This window comes from Nocardioides sp. Root190, assembly GCF_001428565.1.
Taxonomy (GTDB): domain Bacteria; phylum Actinomycetota; class Actinomycetes; order Propionibacteriales; family Nocardioidaceae; genus Nocardioides.
Genome location: NZ_LMIA01000010.1, coordinates 37,549 through 59,056, shown reverse-complemented (window position 1 = coordinate 59,056; position 21,508 = coordinate 37,549). Strand labels below are relative to the sequence as shown.

General features: G+C 66.1%; 15 protein-coding genes. 13 read left to right on the top strand and 2 right to left on the bottom strand.

The features are described from left to right. Positions 1 to 114: 114 nt before the first annotated feature. The 12 genes from ASE01_RS13180 to ASE01_RS13125 all read left to right on the top strand — a co-directional run bounded on the left by ASE01_RS13180 (position 115) and on the right by ASE01_RS13125 (position 19,097). A complete protein-coding gene (locus ASE01_RS13180; RefSeq protein ID WP_056752431.1) occupies positions 115 to 714 on the top strand; it encodes a TerD family protein in 600 nt (199 codons plus the stop codon). Positions 715 to 767: 53 nt separating this feature from the next. Next, positions 768 to 1,880 carry a DUF475 domain-containing protein gene (locus ASE01_RS13175; protein ID WP_056752427.1) on the top strand — a complete coding sequence of 371 codons (1,113 nt, stop codon included), beginning with the start codon at positions 768 to 770 and terminating at the stop codon, positions 1,878 to 1,880. Between the two features lie 236 nt (positions 1,881 to 2,116). Next, positions 2,117 to 2,413 carry a hypothetical protein gene (locus ASE01_RS13170; protein WP_056752422.1) on the top strand — a complete coding sequence of 99 codons (297 nt, stop codon included), beginning with the start codon at positions 2,117 to 2,119 and terminating at the stop codon, positions 2,411 to 2,413. Beyond that, positions 2,413 to 5,091 carry a VWA domain-containing protein gene (locus ASE01_RS13165; protein ID WP_056752418.1) on the top strand — a complete coding sequence of 893 codons (2,679 nt, stop codon included), beginning with the start codon at positions 2,413 to 2,415 and terminating at the stop codon, positions 5,089 to 5,091. Before ASE01_RS13170 ends, ASE01_RS13165 begins: the two co-directional genes overlap by 1 nt. A gap of 30 nt (positions 5,092 to 5,121) precedes the next feature. Further along, positions 5,122 to 8,598 carry a tubulin-like doman-containing protein gene (locus ASE01_RS13160; RefSeq protein WP_056752415.1) on the top strand — a complete coding sequence of 1,159 codons (3,477 nt, stop codon included), beginning with the start codon at positions 5,122 to 5,124 and terminating at the stop codon, positions 8,596 to 8,598. A 1-nt stretch (position 8,599) separates the two neighbouring features. Continuing rightward, positions 8,600 to 11,248 (top strand): hypothetical protein, encoded by a 2,649-nt coding sequence (locus ASE01_RS13155; RefSeq protein WP_056752412.1) that lies wholly within the window; start codon positions 8,600 to 8,602, stop codon positions 11,246 to 11,248. 1 nt (position 11,249) lies between these two features. Continuing rightward, complete coding sequence (locus tag ASE01_RS13150; RefSeq protein ID WP_056752407.1) at positions 11,250 to 12,056, top strand: hypothetical protein; 807 nt, start codon at positions 11,250 to 11,252, stop codon at positions 12,054 to 12,056. Continuing rightward, a complete protein-coding gene (locus ASE01_RS13145; RefSeq protein WP_056752403.1) occupies positions 12,056 to 14,173 on the top strand; it encodes a hypothetical protein in 2,118 nt (705 codons plus the stop codon). Before ASE01_RS13150 ends, ASE01_RS13145 begins: the two co-directional genes overlap by 1 nt. Continuing rightward, a complete protein-coding gene (locus ASE01_RS13140) occupies positions 14,173 to 16,362 on the top strand; it encodes a hypothetical protein (RefSeq protein ID WP_157537332.1) in 2,190 nt (729 codons plus the stop codon). The genes ASE01_RS13145 and ASE01_RS13140 overlap by 1 nt, the downstream gene beginning before the upstream one ends. Further along, positions 16,355 to 17,395, top strand: coding sequence for a hypothetical protein (locus ASE01_RS13135; RefSeq protein WP_056752395.1), 1,041 nt, complete (start codon positions 16,355 to 16,357; stop codon positions 17,393 to 17,395). Before ASE01_RS13140 ends, ASE01_RS13135 begins: the two co-directional genes overlap by 8 nt. A gap of 35 nt (positions 17,396 to 17,430) precedes the next feature. Next, on the top strand, positions 17,431 to 18,543 hold the full coding sequence (locus ASE01_RS13130; protein WP_056752391.1) for a hypothetical protein: 1,113 nt from the start codon (positions 17,431 to 17,433) through the stop codon (positions 18,541 to 18,543). Further along, positions 18,543 to 19,097: a TerD family protein gene (locus tag ASE01_RS13125; protein ID WP_162260295.1), complete on the top strand. Its 555-nt coding sequence runs from the start codon at positions 18,543 to 18,545 to the stop codon at positions 19,095 to 19,097. Before ASE01_RS13130 ends, ASE01_RS13125 begins: the two co-directional genes overlap by 1 nt. 15 nt (positions 19,098 to 19,112) lie before the next feature. On the opposite strand, the gene ASE01_RS13120 is transcribed toward ASE01_RS13125, so the two are convergent. Further along, complete coding sequence (locus ASE01_RS13120) at positions 19,113 to 19,952, bottom strand: HNH endonuclease family protein (RefSeq protein ID WP_200958847.1); 840 nt, start codon at positions 19,950 to 19,952, stop codon at positions 19,113 to 19,115. Positions 19,953 to 20,004: 52 nt separating this feature from the next. On the opposite strand from ASE01_RS13120, the gene ASE01_RS13115 reads away from it, so the two are divergent. Next, positions 20,005 to 20,580, top strand: a complete 576-nt coding sequence (locus ASE01_RS13115) for a TerD family protein (RefSeq protein ID WP_056752384.1) — start codon at positions 20,005 to 20,007, stop codon at positions 20,578 to 20,580. On the opposite strand, the gene ASE01_RS13110 is transcribed toward ASE01_RS13115, so the two are convergent. Continuing rightward, entirely contained in the window at positions 20,577 to 21,488 is a 912-nt protein-coding gene (locus ASE01_RS13110) for an alpha/beta fold hydrolase (RefSeq protein WP_056752381.1), read from the bottom strand. The two genes, ASE01_RS13115 and ASE01_RS13110, sit on opposite strands and share 4 nt — an antisense overlap. Between the last annotated feature and the right edge of the window lie 20 nt (positions 21,489 to 21,508).

Genomic DNA, 21,508 nt, shown 5'->3' with positions numbered 1-21,508 from the left:
GTTGCGTTTAGCTGCCCGACCGCACCGGTCCGTGCCAGCATCTGCATGCTGACCGAGATCGTGAGGTGTCGATCGGCCCAGGAGCAGGCAAATCTGAGTAAGGAGTGGTTTCGGGTGGCAGTCAGTCTCGGCAAGGGCGGCAACGTCTCATTGACCAAGGAAGCCTCGGGAGGACTGACCGCTGTGACGGTCGCTCTCGGTTGGGACGAGCGCACCACCAGCGGGGCGGACTTCGACCTCGATGCGTCCGCGCTCATCCTTGGCGAGAACGGTCGAGTCCTGTCCGATCAGCACTTCGTCTTCTACGGCAACCTCACCTACCCGCCTGGCACCCACCTCGAGGACGCGCTCGTGGGTCACACGGGCGACGTGACCGACGGCGGTGTGGAGGGGGACGACGAGTCCATCAACGTCAATCTCGCGGCTCTGGGCTCCGAGATGGCACGGGTCGTCTTCCCGGTTTCGATCCACGATGCCGATGCGCGAGGACAGAACTTCGGTCAGGTCCAGAACGCCTACATCCGGATCGTGAACTCATCCGACAACCGTGAGCTCGTCCGCTACGACCTCACCGAGGACTACTCGACCGAGACCGCGCTGGTCTTCGGTGAGCTGTACCGCAATGGGGACGAGTGGAAGTTCCGCGCCGTGGGACAGGGGTATGCGTCGGGGCTTGCTGGCATCGTGCGCGACTTCGGCGTCAACGTCTCCTGAAAGCGCTCGGTACCGACCACCTCCCACCTCCCGAGAACTGAGGAACGTGACACATGATCTTTCGGACATTCGGCTGGTCCTTCCTGTTCACGGCTCTCGGTGTGGCGGCAGCGCTCTGGTATGGCGGTCCCGAGGGAGCGTTCGTCGCAGGAATCCTGATCGTTCTGGAGGTGTCGCTGTCCTTCGACAATGCCGTGGTCAACGCCAAGGTCCTGGAACGGATGTCGGAGTTCTGGCGGCGGATCTTCCTGACCGTAGGCATCCTGATCGCGGTCTTTGGCATGCGGCTGGTGTTCCCGTTCGTCGTGGTCGCCTTGGCTGCGAGTCTCTCGCCGGTCGAGGTCATCGACCTCGCCCTGGAGAAGGGTGACCCTGACACACCGGGCACCTACGGATACATCCTCGCCGACGCACATCACACCATTGCCGCGTTCGGCGGCATGTTCCTCCTGATGATCTACTTGAACTGGCTGTTCGAGGAGAAGGACATCCTCTGGTTGTCCTGGGTCGAGGGCCCGCTGGAGAAGGCAGGCAAGATCGACGCTCTTGCCATCATCGTCGCGGTCGGCGGGCTCTTCGGAGCTGCCAAGGCCTTCGGGGGGGAGCACGAGTCCGCCGTCCTGACAGCTGGCCTGGCCGGCCTTCTCACCTACCTCGTCGTGAACGGACTTGCGACCGCCTTCGAACACGAGGAGGAGGTCCTCGAGGAGCGATTCGAGGAGGACACGAAGGCCCACGGCGGGAACGTCACCCTGGCCGTCGGCAAGGCAGCGTTCTTCCTCTTCCTCTATCTCGAGGTCCTCGACGCCAGCTTCAGCTTCGACGGCGTCATCGGCGCCTTCGCGATTACAACCGATCCCATCCTCATCGCGATCGGCCTCGGTGTCGGTGCGTTGTACGTCCGATCGCTCACCATCTACTTGGTCCGCAAGGGCACGCTGTCCGACTACGTCTATCTCGAGCACGGGGCACACTGGGCGATCGGCGCCCTTGCCGTGCTGTTGATGGTGTCCATCGGCCACGAGATTCCAGAGCTCGTCACCGGACTGATCGGCGTCGCGTTCATCGGAGCGGCCTTCCTCATGAGTGTCGCCCGCAACCGACGTGAGGGTTCGCACGAGGACGCTGACGTCGACGCGGAGTCGGAGGGGGTCGGGGCCCCATGAGCAACTGGGGTCCGAGCGGTTCCTGGGGCAACAGCGGCGGCAACGGCGGCAGTGGCTGGGGTCAGCAGGGCGATGGCCAGGGCAGCCCGCCACCCGGAGGTTGGGGCAGCCCCAGCACTCCGCCGGTGGCACCCACCAGCCCGTCAGGGTGGGTCACCCCGGCGCAGGACGGACCTGGACCCGGTGGAGGAACCGATCCCTGGCGAGGTGGTCCGACGTCCCCGAGCAATGGCGTCGTGTCGGCCCCGGTGTTCTGGCTCTGCATCGGTCTGGCTCTCGTGGCCGCGGCCGCCGGTCTCTGGTTCCTCGACGACGGCGTGCCACTCGCAGTGCTCGGGTGGGTACTGGCCGGTCCGCTTGCGATCGGCGTGCTGGCGATCTTTCTCCTTCAGGACAGTCGCAGGCGAGCCGGAAGTTGGTACGCGCCTGCCGCTGCGGCAGCGCCCCTGACCGCTGTCCTTGTCGTGACGGCACTCGTGGTGGTGGGTCTGCACGCCTACCACGTGGCCGACGTCGTCGCGCGGAGCAAGTGATGGTCGGTCTTGAAGGACGCCGTGCGGGCGTCGCGTTGATCGGTGCCCTGATTCTTTCCGCCAGCACCTTCGGCGGGGCCGCCGGGGCGGGCACGCCCGAACCGAACGTTGCCGCACCGTCGGAGGCACCGGCGGACGACCCCGTCCGACGTCTCGGTTCCTGCATGGCCTCAGGCCAGCCGACGGACGTGCTCCTGGTCCTCGACAGATCCAGTTCGTTGGAGACGACTGACCCTGAGAACGAACGTGTCGACGCGGCCGGGTATCTCGTCGAACGCCTGATCGCCGTCGCCGACACGAGCGGTGCCGACATGAGCATCGCGGTCGCCGGGTTCGACGTCAGCTTCGAGATCACGAAGAAGTGGACGGAAGCTACCTCGGCCCGTCAGGGCGACCTCATTGACCACCTCGAGACGTATCGCACCAAGAACCAGGGTTGGGAGACCGACTACTGGGAGGCTGTCCAAGGTGCACGTACGGCGCTCGCCGGCCGGGAACGGGACGACGCCCATTGCCAGGCGTGGGTCTGGTTCAGTGACGGGTCCTACGACCTCGACGTACGTGATTCCGGCGAGGAGCAGAGCCGCTACGGCAAGGGGAAGCCGTATGCCGACGACGAACTGACCTCACGAAAGGCTGTCGACTCGGCGGTCAAGGCTGGGGTCCTCGACCTTTGCCGCGCGGGCGGTCAGGCGGACCAATTGCGTGCCCAGGACATCGTGACCCTTGCCGTGGGGTTGAAGGCACCAGGATCCGACGCCGACTTCGACTTGATGAAGGGGATCGCGGAAGCCAGCGGCAGCGGCGGGGAATCCTGCAAGGGGGGCGCGTCGCCCACCCCCGGCGCCTTCATCCAGGCTTCCCAGGTCGACGAGCTCCTGTTCGCATTCGACGAGTTCGCCAGCCCCAACCAGAAGCCGATCGAGCAGGATTCGAAGCTCTGCCCAAAGCGTTCCTGTGCAGAGGAGGCGCACACCTTCGTGCTGGATGATTCGATCGGGTCCGTGCACATTCTTGGAACCGCTGACGCCTCCCAGAAGCTGGTGGCGTTGCAGCGCGACGGGATGGCCAAGCCGATCCTGTTCGACCCGGCTACGACCTCCGGCGCCCAGCGGATCGGTGACGTCGAGGTCACGAGCACCTGGTTGTCGGACGATTCGCTCGAACTGGACCTGGTCCGTGGCAATGGCAAGGGCTGGGCCGGCCTGTGGTCGATCGTGTTCATCGACCCGGACGCTCAGAAGGCTGCCGGAGCCGCGCGATCTCGCATCCACCTGCAGGGTGACATCGTCCCTGCTTGGCGGGGGGACGACGAGGCCTGGCACACCGGGGACACCGTCGAGGCCTCCTTCGGTCTGGCGCGTATCGGCAGTGGCGAGAACGTCCCCCCCGCCAAGATCCAAGGGCGAGCCGTGGTCTCCGCTGTACTCGAGGTGCGCGGTGCCGAACCGATCGTCGTGACCGACGGCATCGAGGGGGCTGCAATCGGCCAGCCGCAGCAGATCGACCTCGACGACGTGCCCATCGGCGACGCGGTGCTCCGCATCACTCTCGACCTCACCACCAAGTCCGCGACCGACTCGGACGGGCGTGCGGTTCCCGGTACTGAACTTGAGCCGCAGAGTGTCGACGTGCCGGTGCAGATCCTTGCTCCGGCCGACTATCCGAGGGTGTCGACCGCCCTTCGGCTAGGAAGCATCGAGGAACTCGAGCCTGTCGACGGTGAGGTGACCGTCACCGGCCCGGGTTGTGTCTGGTTCGCCGAAGCCCGGCCGGCGACGACCCTGCCCACCGGCGTGGGATCCCCAAGAGTGACCTCGTCAGCTGATTCGCAGGAGAGCTGCGTGACGCTGCAGGAGGGTGAGGAGGGCGCCGTGCCGCTGTCCTTCGAGTTCGATGCCCTCGACAACGGAGCGGTCAACGGAGCGATCCAGCTGAAGGCGGTTCCCACCGACGGCGTCGGTGATCCGATTGCCATCGATGTCGACTACACCCTCGAGATGCGCAAACCGCGCGACGCATCGACGTTCTGGCTGGCACTCATCGGGATCACCCTTCTTGGGGTCCTCATTCCGGTCGCCATGCTCTACCTCGTCAAGTGGGTTGCCGCGCGGATCCCGGGGAAGTCGCTGTTGCTGGGTCGGATGTCAGGGACAGTCGACGCCGACGGTCAGTTCCACCCGACTGCTGGCGGACTACTGGGCTTCGATCAGGCGACCATGCAGACAGTGTTCGTCGGAAACGGCCGTGCCGTCGGTCTGCCCGGTGGCGGACAACTGATCGCCCGGATGGGTCTCAACCCAAGTGCGGCCGGACACGTCACCGCGCGTGGCCTCGGCGGTTCCTCGGCGTCCTCCCTTCGTCGGCGCTCTTCGACGCGAAGACGTGAGGCGATCCTGCCGTCGGCTGTGGCTGGCTCGTGGCTCGTCATCGTGAGAGCGGCCCACACGGGTGCCGCGGCGGAGGTGATCGTGTTCACCAACTCCTCCGGATCGGGGCTCGGTGACCTGGTCGATGACGCGAGGTCGCGGATCCCGGACGTTGTGACGGCCCTACGCAGCAGGATGCCGGCGTCGCCCCAAGTGTCCGCGGAGCCGCCACCGTCCGACCAGGGCTGGGGCGCACCGTCGCCCACGGCTCCCCCTGATGGCAGCCAGAGCCCGACCAACGGCTGGTGACGTGCGAGACAACGAAGGACGGATGGACAGATGAGGCGCTTTCTGATCGTCGGCTGCGGAGGATCGGGTGGCGCCACCATCCGGTTCATCCAGGATCAACTCCTGGCCGACCTTCGTCCCGAAGGAACAGACAAGTTGCCGGATGCCTGGCAGTTCGTCCACATCGATGTGCCCACGACACCAGACAAGGGGCCAGCACCGCTGGGATCCGTTCGCGACATGGGTGGTCGCTACCTGTCGGTGAGCGCCGAGGGGAACACATTCAACAGGACGGCACTCCAGCTGTTCCAGGCGTCGCGCACCCGGTTGGACATGGTGGGGGGCTGGGTACCGGACCCGCGCCGGTGCACGGTGCCCGTCACCACCGGTGCGGGGCAGTACCGAGCAGTGGGGCGCACGCTCACCCTGACGAGGACGAGTGACCTGAACAAGGTCATGATCCAGGCGCACGAAGACCTCCAGAAGCCCGATCCGTGGGCGGGCCTGTCCGACCGACGTCGGAGCGAGATCGCGCAGAACGCACCCATTGTTCCGATCGTGATCGGGAGCCTGGCCGGGGGCTCCGGGGCGTCAATGTTCCTCGACGTGTGCCGGATCCTGGGCACGATTCCTGGGATTGACCCGAGCGCCATCGGCGCCTTCTTGTTCACCTCTGACGTCTTCCAGGCGCTCCCTGCCGGGGCCCGGGACGGGGTCGAGGGCAATGCCCTCGGAGCGATCGGGGACGTCATCGCCGCTCAGACGGGCCTCTCCTACGATGCCGACCGCGCCCTGCTCACCTCACTCGGTGTCGCGGACATCTCACGCTTCGCCTTCGCGCGGATCTTTCCGATCGGATCCGCGATCGGCGGGGACGGGGCCCGGTTCGGCGACGGCACTGCCACCGGGATCTTCCGTGGGATCGGTCGCGCGCTTGCTGCGCTCGTCATCGGCGATGCCGGAATGCAGCAGAAGTACGTCGACTTCATCGTCGGCAACCCTGGTGGGGGAGGGTCCACCGACACGCAGACTGTTGGTTGGGGCACGGATCCGGGTGTCTTCGCCTGGGGATCCTTCGGCTACGCAAGTCTGAGCCTCGGTCGCGATCGCTATGCCGAGTATGCCGCCCAGCGCCTTGCTCGCAGCGCGGCCGACCGGCTCCTGGAAGGTCACCTTGACCCGGGAGTGGACCTACCAGGAGGCGAGCAGCTCACCGCCAAGGTCGACGCCCAGTGGACCTTGACCCTGAGTCGTCTCGGCCTTCCCCAGCCGGGCCAGGACGTCGGAGCCTGGTTCCGCGAGCAGGCGATGCCGCGCAGTTGGACGCAGGCAGAAACGCGGCGCGTCCTGAGCGACGCCTTCACGATGGTGTCCTCGATCCCCGGGGCCGCTGCTTCCGACTGGTTCGCCGAGGTCAGTGCTCGACTTCCTTCGCAACGTGAGCAGGTGCGCAGCGCGCTGAACGATGCGGCCTACCTCTGGAATGAGCGTTTCGCACATGATCTCGAGAACCGGGTGATCCAGCAGTTCCTCGATGACATCCGCCGCCAGGGCCTCCCCTATGCACGAGCGGTGCTGGAGCGCCTCCAAGCGCATCTGGAGGTGATGGTCAACGTCCTCCAGACAGTGCCGGACCCCAACGGGTTCGATCCTCTCGCGCTCGACGGAGGCGGCATCCAGCAGCGCGTGCTCGCGCTGAAGCGGGCGATCGTCGCCGCGGGCCACGATCTGGTTGGCCTGGTGGCGGGAGAGCTGGAGGGCAGCAGCTCGCGCGTGCTCCAGATGTCGGGGGCACGCTATGCGGCGCAGCTGCTGGACTCCTTTGAGTCCGACGTGCTGGGGCCGCTCGTCACTGCGGCCAGCAACGCCCTCGGCGACCTGGAGGTCTCCCGGACGTCCAAGGACGTCGAAGCGGGGCTGGCCCAGCTCGGTACCGACGTCTACCGGGAATGGCCGGACGACTCGGAGGTCCCGGTTCGCTTCCTTCACGCCGAGAACGAGATTCTGTTGACCACGGCGACCGAGTTTCCGGGTCTGTTCACGGATCACGTTGTGCGGTCGGTGCCGGGTGGCATGCCGCCTGCTGACGCACAGCGTCAGATCGTCTCGCAGATCATTCGTGGCGAGTGGGAGACGCAGGGTGGCAAGTTGGGATCCATCGACATCATCGCGACCCAGGCCCGTTGGCGGGCGGCGGTGCTGAACGTTAACGCAGAGACCGGCGAGCCCACCCCTCGTTCCGCGGGCCGGTACACACTTCACCTCGGACCAGCCCATCTCGCCGCCCGCGCGCGACTCTTCCTGGAGCGGCCGAACGAACCCTTCGCGGTCTTCCGTGGCGAGAGCATCGGGCAGTACCTCAACGACCTGAACATCCCCCCGGCAGAGATGAGTGCACGAAAGTCCGGCTTCGCACAGAAATTCACCGAGGCACTGCTCCTGGCTCGTCCGTTGGTGGGCGTCGACTCGAGCATGATTCCTGCCGTCCACCCCGGGCAGACGCTGAAATACACCTACGTGTTCGGAAATCTCGGGTTGCAGGGGAGCAGCGAGGTCGTCGAACGCATCCGCTCGGGCCTCCAGGCCGATCCGACGCTCGAGCTCGAGACCGTCCTTCCTGCCTTCGACGCTGCGGCGATGGGTGACGCTACGGAGTCACGGATTGCGATCTTCGGGTCGTACCCCAAGTACTCGCCGATCGTGTTCAGTTCCCTGCTCGGCAATGTCAAGAATCAGTTCGCGATTCAACCCGACGGTGGTCGCGCCGCGCTGTGGAAGTGGAAGGGAACACGTCCCTTGGGGGCGTCGTTGCCGATGAGCGCAGCCGAGCTCCGTGCGCTCATCGCCGGGTGGTACGTCGGTCGCCTGACCGGACAGTTGCGTACCGGATCCGGTGAGCAACCGGTCATCGTGTGGTCGGCCAAGGACGTACGTTGGATGCCCTTGATCTGGCCGATGTTGACCAACCCGTCCCAGATCAGCGCCGTTGACTGGCTACCGATCACGCTCGAGAGCTACTCGTTGGCGTTCATCCAGTGCAACCGGGATCCAGAACTGCAGGCACTGCAACCGTTCCGGGCACTGCGCAGTCTGTGGGACGACTCGTCGACAGGCCCCGGCCTGCGTGACGGCCTCACCGGATTCGCGGCGGAGCGGAACATCGCCAACTGGCTTCAGTCCGGTGCCATCACGGGCGCTGATCCCTCGCCGGTCATCGCCGATGCGGGCGCGCTGACAGTCGAGGAACGACGGGCCAGGGGTCGTGACTGGATCAAGCAGTTGGTCCAGTGGATCGACACCGACATGCTGCAGCAGGGCACGGGAGCAAACACGGGCCAGCTACTCGGTCGCATCGACAAGTGGGAGGAGTTGTACGACTCGAACGGCAATTCCCGGGTCCGGTTCCTGACGATCGCGCCTCTTGCCCGGCAGGTGCTGTTGGAGATCGACCAGATCCTTGCCTCCTTGTCCTTCACCCCGGCCGCCGCGCCGGGCCTCCCGCCCAGCGAGCCTCCGGTGGTGATGTGAGTTGCCGAACGAACTGAGTGTCCTGGTCGTCGCCGGCGATGTTGCCGGTGCGGCCATCGACGTCCTGACCGACTGGTCCGCGTCCGGCATCGTCGATCCGATCCTCGTGGTCGATGAGACTTCGCTACGGCCAAAAGACTTCCGGGTCCCGGCCCACCTGATTGTGGAAGGTCGGTCCTACGCCACCTCCATGCAGTCCTACCTCGCCGATCAGGTCGGGATCGACCTCGTACGGCTCGTGGCGCTGGGCCGCGTGCGGGTGACTTCGTCGATGGCCTCCGCCGAGGTGGCTTCCGAGGTGTTGAAACAGCTCCAACAGACTCTGCCGGGAGCGAGGACCCTGCAGGCGCAGGTCATCGGGACCTCCCACCAGGGAGAAACACTGCCCGCCACCTCGGCGTGGCTGGGCTGGCACAACATCGTGGTCGCTCCTGAAGACTCATTGGCTCCGGGGTCGGGCGTCGAGCGATTGGCGAGTGACGCCCCTGCAGGTCTGCTCGACACCCACCTGCTGACCTCGGTGTGCACGATCGCCGGGGCATGGGCGCATGCTGACGGGTCCCCGCTGGACGACGATCCACCCCTTCCCGGCAATCAGGTCACACTGTTCCGATCGTTCACTCGCCTGCTCTCTGCGCAGCAGGTCGAGAACGAGCTCCTCGGCCGAATCATCTCGGTCGCAGACGGCTATCCGCTCCCCATGGTGGGGAACGAAAGGGCTTGGGCGGTCGAGGACCAGGGTGCTGCCGCCCAGGCGATGGCAGACCAGCTCCTGACGAAGCACCACTACGTAATGCCCCAGCCGCGGGTACTTCCTCCTCGCGAACCCGTCAAGGTCTTGGGCTTCTGGGAAGCGTTTCGCCTGTTGTGGGGCTTCCTTTGGTCGGCATTGGTCAACGCCCCGCGGCGGTGGGTCGAGTCGACGGTGCACCGGTTCTCCACGGGGATGGCGGCATTGGCGCAACGGACCGTCTTCGGCACCGACGATTCCGAGTACGAGGTGGTGGTGCGGGGGATTCGCAGTGATGGCACCCCTGCCTCGTGGGCAGACATCGACCAGATGTCGGCTGTGCTGGCGTCGCGGATCGGACCGTCCGGCAGCACACAGACGGCGGGGACCGACCTGTCGGCGTTGTGGCGTGACTTTGCCGGCGGAGCCATGACGCTGCTCGACGGCGAGTCCCGTTCGCCTGAGCTGCCTCCCATTGCGGTCGGCGCCCACCGGGGCATTGTGACCACGCCGGGCATGGTCGTGCCGGACCCTCGCGACCTGATGGAGCCGTCTGGCGCCGTCGGTGCGAACATCCGGGGTTGGAAGGTGGAGCCAGCTGATCTGATCCAGGCCCACGCGCTCGAGGCGGAGCTGCAGCGGGTCGCTCATGGCAACACCATGTTGCGCACCGCCGCCACCGCCGATCGCGAGCGGTTGCAGACGTGGCGAGCTCGCGTGGAACGCTCCTACACCGGGCGGGTCGGCCATCGACTGGGCCGAGCAGTGGTCGACACGCGGGAGGAGGTCATGAGCCTGGCGCAGCAACTGGCTGGTGCCAACAGCGCGCTCGAGCTTCCCAATGACATCGAGGAGCGTCAACGCAGGGTGGCAACCAAGCTCCGCTGGATCCTGCTGGGCGCGCTGGTGGCCGTTGCCGTGACTGTCACGGTGATCGTGCTCAACGTGATCGGCCCGATCGTCGGCACCGCTATCGCAACGGCGATCGTCCTCATCTGGGTGCTCAGTTCCGTCGTCGTCTTCATGAGGGGACAACAGGAGCTCTTCCAGCTCCTCAACGCCCGCAAGGATCTCGGCAGGAGGGCCGAGATCCTCCAGGAGTTCTTGGGCGCTGCCGTCGGTGATCTGCGCAGGTTGGTCCGCGCCTACCGGCAGTACCTCGACTGGACCCGGGCACTTGGCACGTTCGTCGCGGCGCCGAACGGCGTGCTGTCCGACGTCCGGCAGCAGGGGGTCGCACTGGGGGCGGGCCTGCCGCGGAGCATCGCCTTCGGCGAGGTTCAGCCAGATCCGGCGGTTCTGGACGATGTCGCTGCTCGGCTCCGCAACGAGATCCTCAAGGCCGGTTGGCTCAGCGCCAGCTGGGAGTCCTTCCTAGCCGATGTTCCTGAGCAGTTGGGCACCCGGGCATACGAGGTTCGTGAGAACCCGGACGCCATCTGGGTCGACCAGGGCAGCAGCGATCGTTCCTTGCTGTCGGCATGGAGCGGCGCAGTTGATGCCCGCGGGGTGGCTGCCGGGTCCGTGGACGGACTGCGCCAACGAGTGCGGACCACGCTTGCCGTGCATCCTGCGGGTCTTGTGGAGCAACTGTCCGCGACGATTCGCACGCGCAGCACCTCGGGCACCATCGAGTTGGTCAGCTACCGACAGTTCATCGCCGGACTTCGTGACATCCGTGACGACAACCATGTCTTCGACCAGTCGGTGTTCACCGACATCGGCGCTGCGGGCGAACCGTGGCGCATCGCACCGGGATCGACCTGGACCGCGACGGGTGCGGCGGATCTCGGTGGTTCGGTCGTTGTTGCCCAACGAAGTCGGGCGATCTCAGTGGAGGACCTCGTGTTCGGAGCGGAGGTTGAGGTGATCCTTCCCCAAAAGGATGAGTCCTCGCCGCCCGGCCATCCGGTGATGTGACATGGACCTGCCCTGGGGAACTCTCGTGACCGTCGCGACGGTGTGGACCATCGGAATCGTCGCCTACTCCACCGCGGCCGCCGTCGTGGTGGCGCGCGCTGCACAACGCCCGATGTGGGTTGCTCTGGTTGTCGGAGTCCTGGTCCCCGTCATCGGTCCATGGGCGTGGGCCGTCATCGAGTACGCAAAGCTCAAGCAGCACGGTTACTCGGGCCGGGGGCAGGCGTTCGTCATTCGGTCGACCACCGCGGCCGTTGGGTGGTGGATCGCGAGTGTCCTGTTGCTGACCGCGTTGTTCTTTCCCTGGCTGCACGTCCAGGCGACCGTCGAGGCCTACGGTGGCAAGGCGGACCCGACACCCCTCGACACGACTGTCGGTGGACTGGTGCTCGCGGCGACGGCTCTCGTGTCCTTGACGGCCGGTGTCGTCACGGGTTCCGCGTTCCAGAGACGCCTGAGCCTGCTGATGGGGGCCGTGATGATGACGTGGTTCCTCGTGTGCCTGTCGTCATTGGTGGTTTACAACTCCCTCGATGCGGCGGCGTCGAACGTTCTTCTCTGGTCCGGGCAGGAGGTCGCGGGCGAGATTCGCGGTGGCGCAGGACTGTGGCTGACCCTTCTCGCGAGTGTGGCCGGGATCGTGGGTGCGGCCGCCGCCGGGGCCAGCAAGGTTTCAGTCGATCAAGCGCGTCAGGCCGGCGTGGCTCCTTCCCCGGTCGTCGGGCGTGACTTCTCCACGGGTTGTGGGGCGCCGCCCCTGCCTTCGCCGCAGCCCGGCCCGTCCAGAGATTCGACAGGAGGCTGGTGATGACGACCCCCTCGGCGCGCATCATGCGCGCACTCGAGTGGTTCAACGCACTCGGCCCGACCCAGATCGACGAGCGCGATGTCACGGTCGTCGCGGCTCTCGGCATTCGCGATGAGTCGGTCGGCCGCGAGTTGGCCCTGCACAGCGCAGCGGCCCTGTTGCCGCGCTGGGGCGAGTTGGTGTCGGCCGTCGACGGGGTCGTCGTGCAGCAGGTGGTCAGCAGCAACCGATGGGGGAGTCAGCAGTCCCGACGCGGGGATCACCAAACGGAGGAGCTCGGAGCGGCGGCCCCGGCCGAAGCGGGGCAGTCAGAAGCGGGGCAGTCAGAAGCGATCCCCGAGGTGGTCCCCCAAGGCCGCCCCTCGCGTCGGTCGAAGTCGACCGAGTGGGAACCCCAGGACACTACTGCGGTGGGCGCTTCCGCTGGTAAGGCGACACCGCAGACGTCACCGACCCGCGCCGCGGAGATCGTCGACATGGGTGGCTTTGAGCCCTACACGGCAGTGGAGATCGACTATGCCTCGGCGCAGTCGCTGGCTTTCGCCATGGCGCCCGACGGGAATGTACGGATTGCGTGGACACCCGCGTCCGCCTCCTCGGGAGAGGTTGCCGTCTATCGGGTCGTGACGAGCATGGCGGGGGAACCGTACAGCCCGGACCAGAACCCTGTCGGGGCGACGACCGACCTCGTCCACGTCAATGACGATCCGCGCCGCGAGCCCTACCTGAACGTCCAGGTCTGGGTGAATGTCGGAGCCGACATCCCGGCAGCCAAGCGCGCGCAGCCCACTTTGCACGCCCGTGGACTGATGGTGCTGCCTCCGGCGAACTTCGACATCCGAGTGAGTGAGGGGCAGGTCGCGGGCAGTTGGCCGGTCGCCTCCGACGACGTGACGGTCGACGTGATGTGCGTGGAGGCTCACCTGTCCGAGCGGATCCATGGCTTCGACCCGACGCGTCGCCTCGAGTCGGTCCAGCAGGGTGGTTTTCGGCATGACAACCCGCCATCGGGCAGTCGCCTCGAATACCGCGTCGTTGCCCGACTGGAGCGTATGGGCGGAGACGGCCACATGCGACAGGGAACCTCGCCCTACCTCTCCCGCTTCGTGGACACGCCGGCTGTCATCGAGGCGGTCACCGATCTGGAGGTCAACCTGTCGGGTGAGGCGAAGGTCGACCTGAGCTGGACGACGCCGCCCTCGGCAGTTGATGTCCACATCTACATGACCGAAGTAGAGCCGCCGGCGGGCCTGCACCGACAGGATCTGATCGACCGCAGCTCTCTCGACCAGAGCAACTTGGTGGCGTCGAGCCGGCTGATCCATCCGACCGATAAGCAGGACGGCCGCACCTGGATGCGGGACGTTCCATGGCCGCGATCCTGGGCACGGGCTTGGTTCGTACCCGTGACTGTTCTCGACGACCAGCACATGAAGGCGGGGCCTGCACTGGTGCGCAGCAGACCGCCCGAACCGGTGACCGACCTGCGGCTCGTCGATCGGGTCGACACCAAGACTCTGACGTTCGACTGGCCAGAAGCAGTTGAATTGGTGCGTGTCTATGTCACCCCACGCGGTGTGGATCTCGATCCCGCCACCCAAGCTGCGGTCCAGGAGCTGACGCAGGAGGACTACCGCCGATTTGGGGGCCTCCAGATTCCGCCGGGCGTGCTGAACGACGATCCCTCGACGGTGCACGCCGTGTCGACGACGTACTCGAACTATGAGGCGATCATGGCCCGCCCGGTGACGATCGAGTACTCAGGCATGCGGCAGTTGCGGTACTTCGTCGTCGCACCGGAGCCCGCGCAGGGCCGGGGCGCACCTCCTGTGTCGCCCGGCCAGCGGATCCTGCGAGTGGAATCGCAGACAACCTGGGATCGGCCAGTGCGTTTCGGTCTCTACTTCCATCGCACCCATCTCCCGCTGACAACAGAGGGAGCGGAGCTGGCCGCGGAGTTCACCTGGCAGCCCAACAAGGACGAGCCGCTGACGCAGGAGTGGGACCTGTCGCGCGGAATCGGTGGTTTCATCCGACTCTTCGCTCTAGTGTCCGACCTCGAGCAGCGCACCCTCGCCATCACGGATCCCGTCGTCGAACAGCTGAGGATCAGCTGATGACAGTCTGGTCCCAACTCGTCTACACGTCAGCCGACTTCAACGACGGATCTCCCGGAGGATGGGGCGTGAAGCTGGCGTCTCCGGAGGAGACCCGAAACCAGGCCGACGCCATGCTTGCGAGCGTCGACACTCGGGCGTTCGCATCTGAGGACCTCGGCGACTTCCCCACGGCAGCGACCTTGGCAGTCCGTCGGCGGCAACTGTCCGCCCGTCGGCTCGACGGCAAGTTGCTGCTCCTGCACGTGGTCTCGGCGGGAGCAGATGCGACGGGGCGCCCGGGCAATGTTTTTGTCCACGGCGCGCTGGGTGCCGCCGTCGACGGAACGGCGATCGAGCACTGGCACTCCGACGGCTGGCTGATGCCCTACGGCCCGAGCGCTGTGGCCGCAGCGAAGCTCCCTGAGCACTTGGAGAGAGGAACGGTCATCACTCGGGCGACGGTTGCGGCCCACCTCGTCGAGCCAGGTCGACTGGAACTTCTTGCCGTGCTACTCGAGCAGATCTCACAGGTGGCAGGCCCCCTCGGTCCCGTGGTGCTGTTGGTGGAGGATCCCGACGAGGCCGCATGGTGGATCGGAGCCGTCACCTTCCTCAGAGACCCCCGCAGCGACGGCGACATCGGTTGGACCACCTGGGCCCGGGCAGAAGCACTATCGACCCTTGCCAGCGCGGGGCTGAGTCTGTTCGCCGTGTCGCACAGTGAGGCGGACGGCGCGCGCACCTGGGTTCGCGAGACGGACGGTGCCGTCCTGATCGACACCAGCATCATCTACCGCCTCGCCGATGACGGCGACAGCTGGCTCGCACCCGACGGCACGCAGGTTGCGGTGGCTGACATCCCCACAGCTTGCGTACGCGCCCTTCGGCAAGGTGTCGAGGAGTTCGGAGCCGATCTGCTCCGCGATCTGCTGGACGATGTTCCGTTGGCCGTCGCTGACTCGTCTACCGACTACGGAGAGCCGCTCTGGGCAGTGACCGCGATCGCGCTCTGCGATCCAGATCTGCAGGTGGACAAGCGCGAGGAGCTCACTTGGACAGTTCTGATGTTCGGGCCCCAGGAATCCCAGTCCCCAGTGGTGACAGCCGTGATCGACCGGTGGTGGCAGGAGCAGCCGACGGCTGCAGCGAAGGCCATCGTCGGTCCGGATGTTGTCACGAAGGTTCTCCAGGCGGTTCTCCGTCGACGGGCAGTGCTGCTGCTGGCCGGTCGTCTCTCGTGGGATGACGACCTCGACGGCCCCTTCGCGCTCAGCGACGAGGACCGGACGCTGATCGAGCCAGAGGTCGCCAACGCAGTGAAGCGCTTCGAGGCGCTGACCGGCATCCCGAACCGTCTGGACGAAGCGGCTCAGATCCTGAGGGTCTTCGACTGCTATGGCATCGGCCTGGAGGTGGCGGCCGTCGCGGCTGCACGAAGTGGCCTGCTCGAGGGGCTCGACGAACCTGAACGTCAGCGGCTGACGGAACTGGCGACACCGCCGCGACGAACCCCACCCTTCGTCGCCATGGTCCCGGTGGACCTTGCCAAGGCATCCGAGATCGTCACCGTGAGGGTGCCAGACCGTGGCCCGCCGGAGATTCCCTCCTACCTTCCGTCCCCGCCCAGCACCGTCGTGCCCCGGCCAGTGCCGCCGGCGGCACGCCCGCAGGTGAGGGTGCCCGCCCCGCCTGCCGGAGCACGTCCTGCAACTGGCGGCCGGGTCGCATCGCGCGCGATGTCGGTGGTCCAGGCGTCGAAGCAGTTAAGTAGCCAATGGAGGATGCTGATGACAACAGCCCTCCATGGCGCCGAGCTGCCTCCATCGGCATGGCAGTCGGTTGCTGACAACGTTGCTGTCGTCGACGCCGGCGACCTCGCGGCCGAACTGCTGCTCCTCGAGGATCCAACACTGTTCGCTCTACTCCGTGAGGCCTTGAGGGTGACGATGTCCCGGAACGAGGTCGACACACCTTTCGCGATCGGAAGGGCGGAGAACCTGAGCAACTCACTGCTCTACCACGTTGCGGTCGCCGCTCTCATCGAGATCATTGCGGTCAACGGCAACGGTCGGATGTGGACACTCACCGAGTGGGACGAACACATCGCCCTCGCCGTCGAGAAGCGGTTGGGTCGTAAGAACCCGCTCTCAGGAGCGTGGGGCAAGGCAAAGAGCCACCATCAATGGAAGGGAACCGGTCGTGCCTGAACTCAAGGGCGGCGAGTCGTACGTGATGAGCCTCGCGCCACTCAGAGTGACGCTCGCGGGAGTCGCCGAGGGCGTGGTGCTGCGGATTCTCGAGGGGGACAAGCTCGCCCAGGTGGCGTGGGTGTCGCCGACCGAGGCAGTGATCCTCACCCAGCCACGGGTGCTGAGTCTCCGCGTGGAAGGTGCTGACGGCGGCCTGATTCCCCCGGGGACGACGGTCGGACTCGGCATTCGCGCCGACCTGGCCGGTGACCCCGAGCAAGTTGTGGTCTCGCCGTCAGACGTCGGGGCGAAGCGGTCCGTGGAGTTCGCAAATCTCACCATCACATCGGACGGCGTCACCGTGAAGGTTCCGGAGAGGGCATCCGAACCGATCGCTGGCCAAGGCCGTGGCGACTGGTCGCGGCCGGGTGCCTATGCCTTCCGCGAGGCCTTCGTCAGTGCCGTCCCGGCTTCCTCGTTGCCGTGGGTGTTCGCAGTCGACGGCTCCGTTTCCATGGCACGGCGCCTCGAGCAGGAGTCGATGCGGGAAGTCGTGCGACTCGTGGCCGGGATCGGTCAGGAGTGGATGCGGCGCAGTCCGAAGGGAGTCCTACGGACAACCCCATGGTCGCCGAGTCCTGTGACGGCAGGACCCACTTACGCCGATGATGTCATTGCGGCGATTCGCGATAGTGAGGCTCTGGCGTCGTGGCTCCATTTGGCGCCGGTGGTTCGCAACGCCGGCGCGGTTCTCGGTTCGGGAGGATCTCTGTTGGCCGTCCTAAGCGGAGTCCCCTCGGACATCCCCGAGGTGATGGCTGCCCTTGACGAGTTCCCTCGCCTCGACCTTCGACTCGTCGTCTGGGGGCGATCGGTGCTCGGACTGCCGGCGGCGCCCCGCCCCGAGTGGTTCGCCGACGACCTCGCGCTGCTGTCGAGCCTCAGTGCCCGAGCCACCGTGATCGCTGTCGACGACGACCCTGCGCTCGTCCGTTCCGTTGAACTCGCCGCGGCCCTGGCAGCCGAAGAGCCCGCGAGGTACGCCGGATGAGTCAGTGCCCGCAGTGCTTCCACAGACTGCCGCCGATGCCGCACGAACTGGTGTGCACGGGGACCTGCGCACCCAAGGCCGATGAGGCGGCCGCCCGAGTGCTGGGGTTCGACGTACAGGTGCGGCCGTTGGTCCAGATCGCGCCGAACTCCACGGCCGAACTCCCGCAGGGCACCTGTGGGAAGTGCAAGCTGCACACGACCACCGAGGCCTGCCCGTACTGCCGCTACGAGATCCCCGCCCTGTGGCGTCAGAGTCGGGTCACGACGATCGCGATGGCGGGAGCCCGCACCACGGGCAAGAGCCTGTTGGTGGCGACGGGCGTCATGCAGCTGCATCTCCTGGCGGAGCGACAGTGGCATTCGGCGGTCGAGCCCCTCGGGAGTACGGCTGCCCGCTTCCGCGCTATTTACGAAGAGCCGCTGTTGGAGCAGCGACGACTGATGCCAGCCACGGATGGTATGAACTCGGCGACGTCAGCAGGTCGTGAACCGCTGATGTTCCGCATGACGCAGCGAATCAACGGTGAGGTCCTGCCTCGAATTCTCGTTCTGAAGGACGTCGCCGGTGAGGACCTGGAAAATTCAGCAGTCAACCGACAGCAGTTCAGCTTCCTGAGCCGCGCGAATGCGGTCTTCTTGATGGTTGACCCGCTGAAGGTGGCCGAGATCCGGGCAGTGCTGGCTGACGCCATCCCCTCGGCGCAAGCACTTGGTGGCGATCCGCTGGTGGTCCTCAATCTGGTGCTGGGCCACATGACGGGTCACATCCCTGGTGCCATGACGGACATCCCCGTTGCGCTGGTACTTTCCAAGTTCGACGTCATGCAGCGCCTGCGCGACGTGTCGAACCCACGATGGTCGGGGATCATGTCGAGGGCGGGTTCCCCGTTGGTCCGCGACCCAGGACTGGCGACTCCTGTCTGGGACGCTCATGACGGCGACCTGTTGCACGAAGAAGTACGCACGCTCCTGATCGAACTCGGCGTGCCGCTGATCGAAGCGACGTTGAAGGACCGCACGAGGCATCATCGCTACTTCGCGGCGTCCGCTCTCGGAGAGTCGCCGGACGACAAGATGATCAATCCACGAGGGATCGCCCCGTTCCGCGTGCTCGACGCCTTCAAATGGGCGATGTCGTTCACCTGATGACCGGAGGAAAGATGAAGCTCAGCAAGGGAGCCAACGCCCAGCTTGGCGGAATGGACATCACCACCGGACTCCTGGTCGGCCTGCGTTGGGACTCGACGGACGTCGAGGTCAACGCCTCAGCCTTCGTTGTCGGTTTCGACGGGCAGGCGATCAGCGAGAAGCACTTCGTCTACTTCAACAACCCGTCGTCTCCTGAGCACTCCGTGTGGCTGCTCGAGCCGGAGCGCTCTCCGGTCACGGACAGGGCCCAGATCGCGATCTCGCTCGCTGATCTGCCGAGCCGGGCGTCGAAGGTGATTGTCACCGTCGCCACGCTCGACGGCGACTCGACCTTGGCATCGCTGACCGGTCTGTCCGCGCGTGTCCTCAGCCTGCAGTCGGGCGACGAGCTGATCTCCGTCGCCTCCGACACCTTCGGTGTCGAGAGCCTCGTCCAAGTGTTGGAGATATATCATCACCCTTCGAGCGGTTGGAAGGTCCGTGCCGTCCTTCAGGGCTACAGCAGTGGACTGGCTGGTATCGCGACCGACCTGGGCATCGACGTGGCCTGAAGCCGGAGCCTCGACTCAGCAGGCGGCAGCGGTGAGGCGGAGTGACTCGATGTCGGCCACGGGAAGCGGTAGGTCGTAGGCAATGACCACCCGGGTGAACCTCTCCGCATAGTTGCAGCGGAAGTCCTTGTTGACGGGCAACCAAGTGCCGGGGCCCTGATCGCCCTTTGACTGGTTCGCCGGGCCGTCGGCGGCCAAGAGGTTTCGGGGGTCGTTGGCGAAGTTCACCCTCAGCTCGGCCGGCCACGCATGGGCACCGAGGTCCCAGGCGAGCGACAGAGGCACCAGATGATCGATTTGGACGTCGGTCTCTGCGCGCACGAAGTGCACCCGCTGGCCGGTGTAGGGCTCGATGAAAGTTCCGGACAGCACGACGCATCCGTTAGTGCCGTCCTTCAGTACGACCTCGTCGAGGTCTCGGCGCAGGGTGTCATTGCGGGTGTCGCACCCGTTGCGGCCGAACTCCATGTCGTTGTCGTCGGTCCATGCCGGTCCGAAGACGCAGCCTTCGCCGGGGGAGCAGCCTCGCTCGTAGCCGACTGGGTGGGGGCGTGCCGAGAGCATTCTGATCGAATCGAGCAGCGCAGTGAGGTCCTCGGTCGGTGACGGCAGTGCCGAGGCGGTTGGCGCGGGCGCGCTGGACGGCCGGGGGGCATCGGACTGGCCGGGGGCATCGGACTGGCCGGGGGCATCGGACTGGCCGGGGGCATCGGACGGCGCGGAGGAGATCGCGGGTTTCGCCCGCTCGAGCTCGATATCGGCTCGCACCTGAGTCACGCCCAGCCCGGCGACCGCGAGCAGTGTGACCGACGATCCGAGAACAGCCAAAGAACGGAAACGATTCGCCCACGACACCGTGCGATCATAGGTAGGTTTCCCATTCCAGACAGTTGAAAAGGGGAATACCGTGTCGGTTTCGCTCGCCAAGGGTCAACGGGTCTCGTTGGCCAAAAGCAGTGGTCAGTCGCTCTCCAAGGTCCGGATGGGGCTGGGATGGGACGCCAAGAAGAAGAAGGGCTTGTTCGGCTCGAAGACACAGGAGATCGATCTCGACGCAACCTGCCTGATCTTCGACGCACGGAACGAACTGGTCGACGTCGTCTGGTTTCAGCAACTCCAGAGCAAGGACAAGTCGATCGTCCACACCGGTGACAACCGCACCGGCGAGGGCGATGGCGACGACGAGTCAATCATCGTCGATCTAGTCAACATCTCGGCCAACGCACACACGTTGGTCTTTGTGGTCAACTCCTTCACCGGTCAGGACTTCTCACAGATCGAGAACGCACTCTGCCGACTGGTTGACAGCACTGACGAGAGAGAGCTGGCCCGCTATGAGCTGACCGGTTCGGGTACTCACAACGCTCAGGTGATGGCGAAGGTGTACCGCGAGGGCAACGGATGGGTCATGCAGGCCATCGGCCAGATCGCCAATGGGCGGACCTTTCACGACCTGCTGCCCGCTGTCGCCGCTGTTCTCTAGCGTCCGCGGAAGTCGCGGCGCCGTGCATTGACGGTGGCCGCGGCCTCCACGAACCGCGGCACGAACTTGTCGGCGGCGAGCACGCATCCTGCGTGCCCGTCGTCGACTTCGTGCATGGTGGCCCCGGGGATGGAGCGGGCCAGGGCGATCTGGCGCGACGTCGGGATGACCCGGTCGCGCATCATCACGACCACCGCGGTCGGGACGTCGATGCGTCCCAGCCACGGTCGTGAGTGGTGGCGGCCGAGCGCCGCGAGGGCCTGACCGACGGCCCAGGGACTGGTCGAGCGGAACTCGCGCAGGGCCCACTCGTGCATGTCCGAGGGAACGAAGTCGATGCCCCGGGCAGCCGCCCGGGCGGCCTTCAGTGCCGTGCGGGACCGGGACACGCCACGCAGCGCGAGCATCGTGGTCCCCATCCCGAGGAAGAACCCGCGCTCGGCGGGGTTGAGCTGGAAGCGGTCGGTGGTCGCGCCGAGCACGAGTCCCTGCACGATCTCCGGGTGCTGGCGCCACACCCGTTGGGCGACGATCGAGCCCATCGAGTAGCCGCCGACGACGACGTCGCGCAGGTCGAGCACCTGGACCAGGGCTGCCACGTCGTCCGCGCAGTCGGCGAGCGAGAACTCCTCGCTCTGGATGCCGCGCCCGTGCCACCGCTGGTCGAGGGTGACCACCCGGAAGCGCTCGGAGAGCGGCTGGATCGAGGGGAACCACGTCAGCAGGCCAGTGGTCCCCAGTGCGTGCAGCAGCACGATGGTGGGGGAGTGCGGGCTCGGCCCGGGGGTGTCGGTCACCCAGGTGGCCCCGCCGCGTCCCGGCAGCTCGACCATGCGGCCTTGCGGGATGGCCGTCGACGCTAGATGGACCCGTCGACGCGCCACGTGGGTGAGTGAGACGACCGCCATGCATCTCAGACTAGAACACG

What these genes read in the sequence shown, in the direction of transcription:
- ASE01_RS13145 (WP_056752403.1), top strand. Translation starts at nt 12,056, where the DNA reads ATGACGACCCCCTCGGCGCGCATCATGCGCGCACTCGAGTGGTTCAAC.
- ASE01_RS13140 (WP_157537332.1), top strand. Translation starts at nt 14,173, where the DNA reads ATGACAGTCTGGTCCCAACTCGTCTACACGTCAGCCGACTTCAACGAC.
- ASE01_RS13150 (WP_056752407.1), top strand. Translation starts at nt 11,250, where the DNA reads ATGGACCTGCCCTGGGGAACTCTCGTGACCGTCGCGACGGTGTGGACC.
- ASE01_RS13160 (WP_056752415.1), top strand. Translation starts at nt 5,122, where the DNA reads ATGAGGCGCTTTCTGATCGTCGGCTGCGGAGGATCGGGTGGCGCCACC.
- ASE01_RS13130 (WP_056752391.1), top strand. Translation starts at nt 17,431, where the DNA reads ATGCCGCACGAACTGGTGTGCACGGGGACCTGCGCACCCAAGGCCGAT.
- ASE01_RS13110 (WP_056752381.1), bottom strand. Translation starts at nt 21,488, where the DNA reads ATGGCGGTCGTCTCACTCACCCACGTGGCGCGTCGACGGGTCCATCTA.
- ASE01_RS13175 (WP_056752427.1), top strand. Translation starts at nt 768, where the DNA reads ATGATCTTTCGGACATTCGGCTGGTCCTTCCTGTTCACGGCTCTCGGT.
- ASE01_RS13125 (WP_162260295.1), top strand. Translation starts at nt 18,543, where the DNA reads ATGACCGGAGGAAAGATGAAGCTCAGCAAGGGAGCCAACGCCCAGCTT.
- ASE01_RS13165 (WP_056752418.1), top strand. Translation starts at nt 2,413, where the DNA reads ATGGTCGGTCTTGAAGGACGCCGTGCGGGCGTCGCGTTGATCGGTGCC.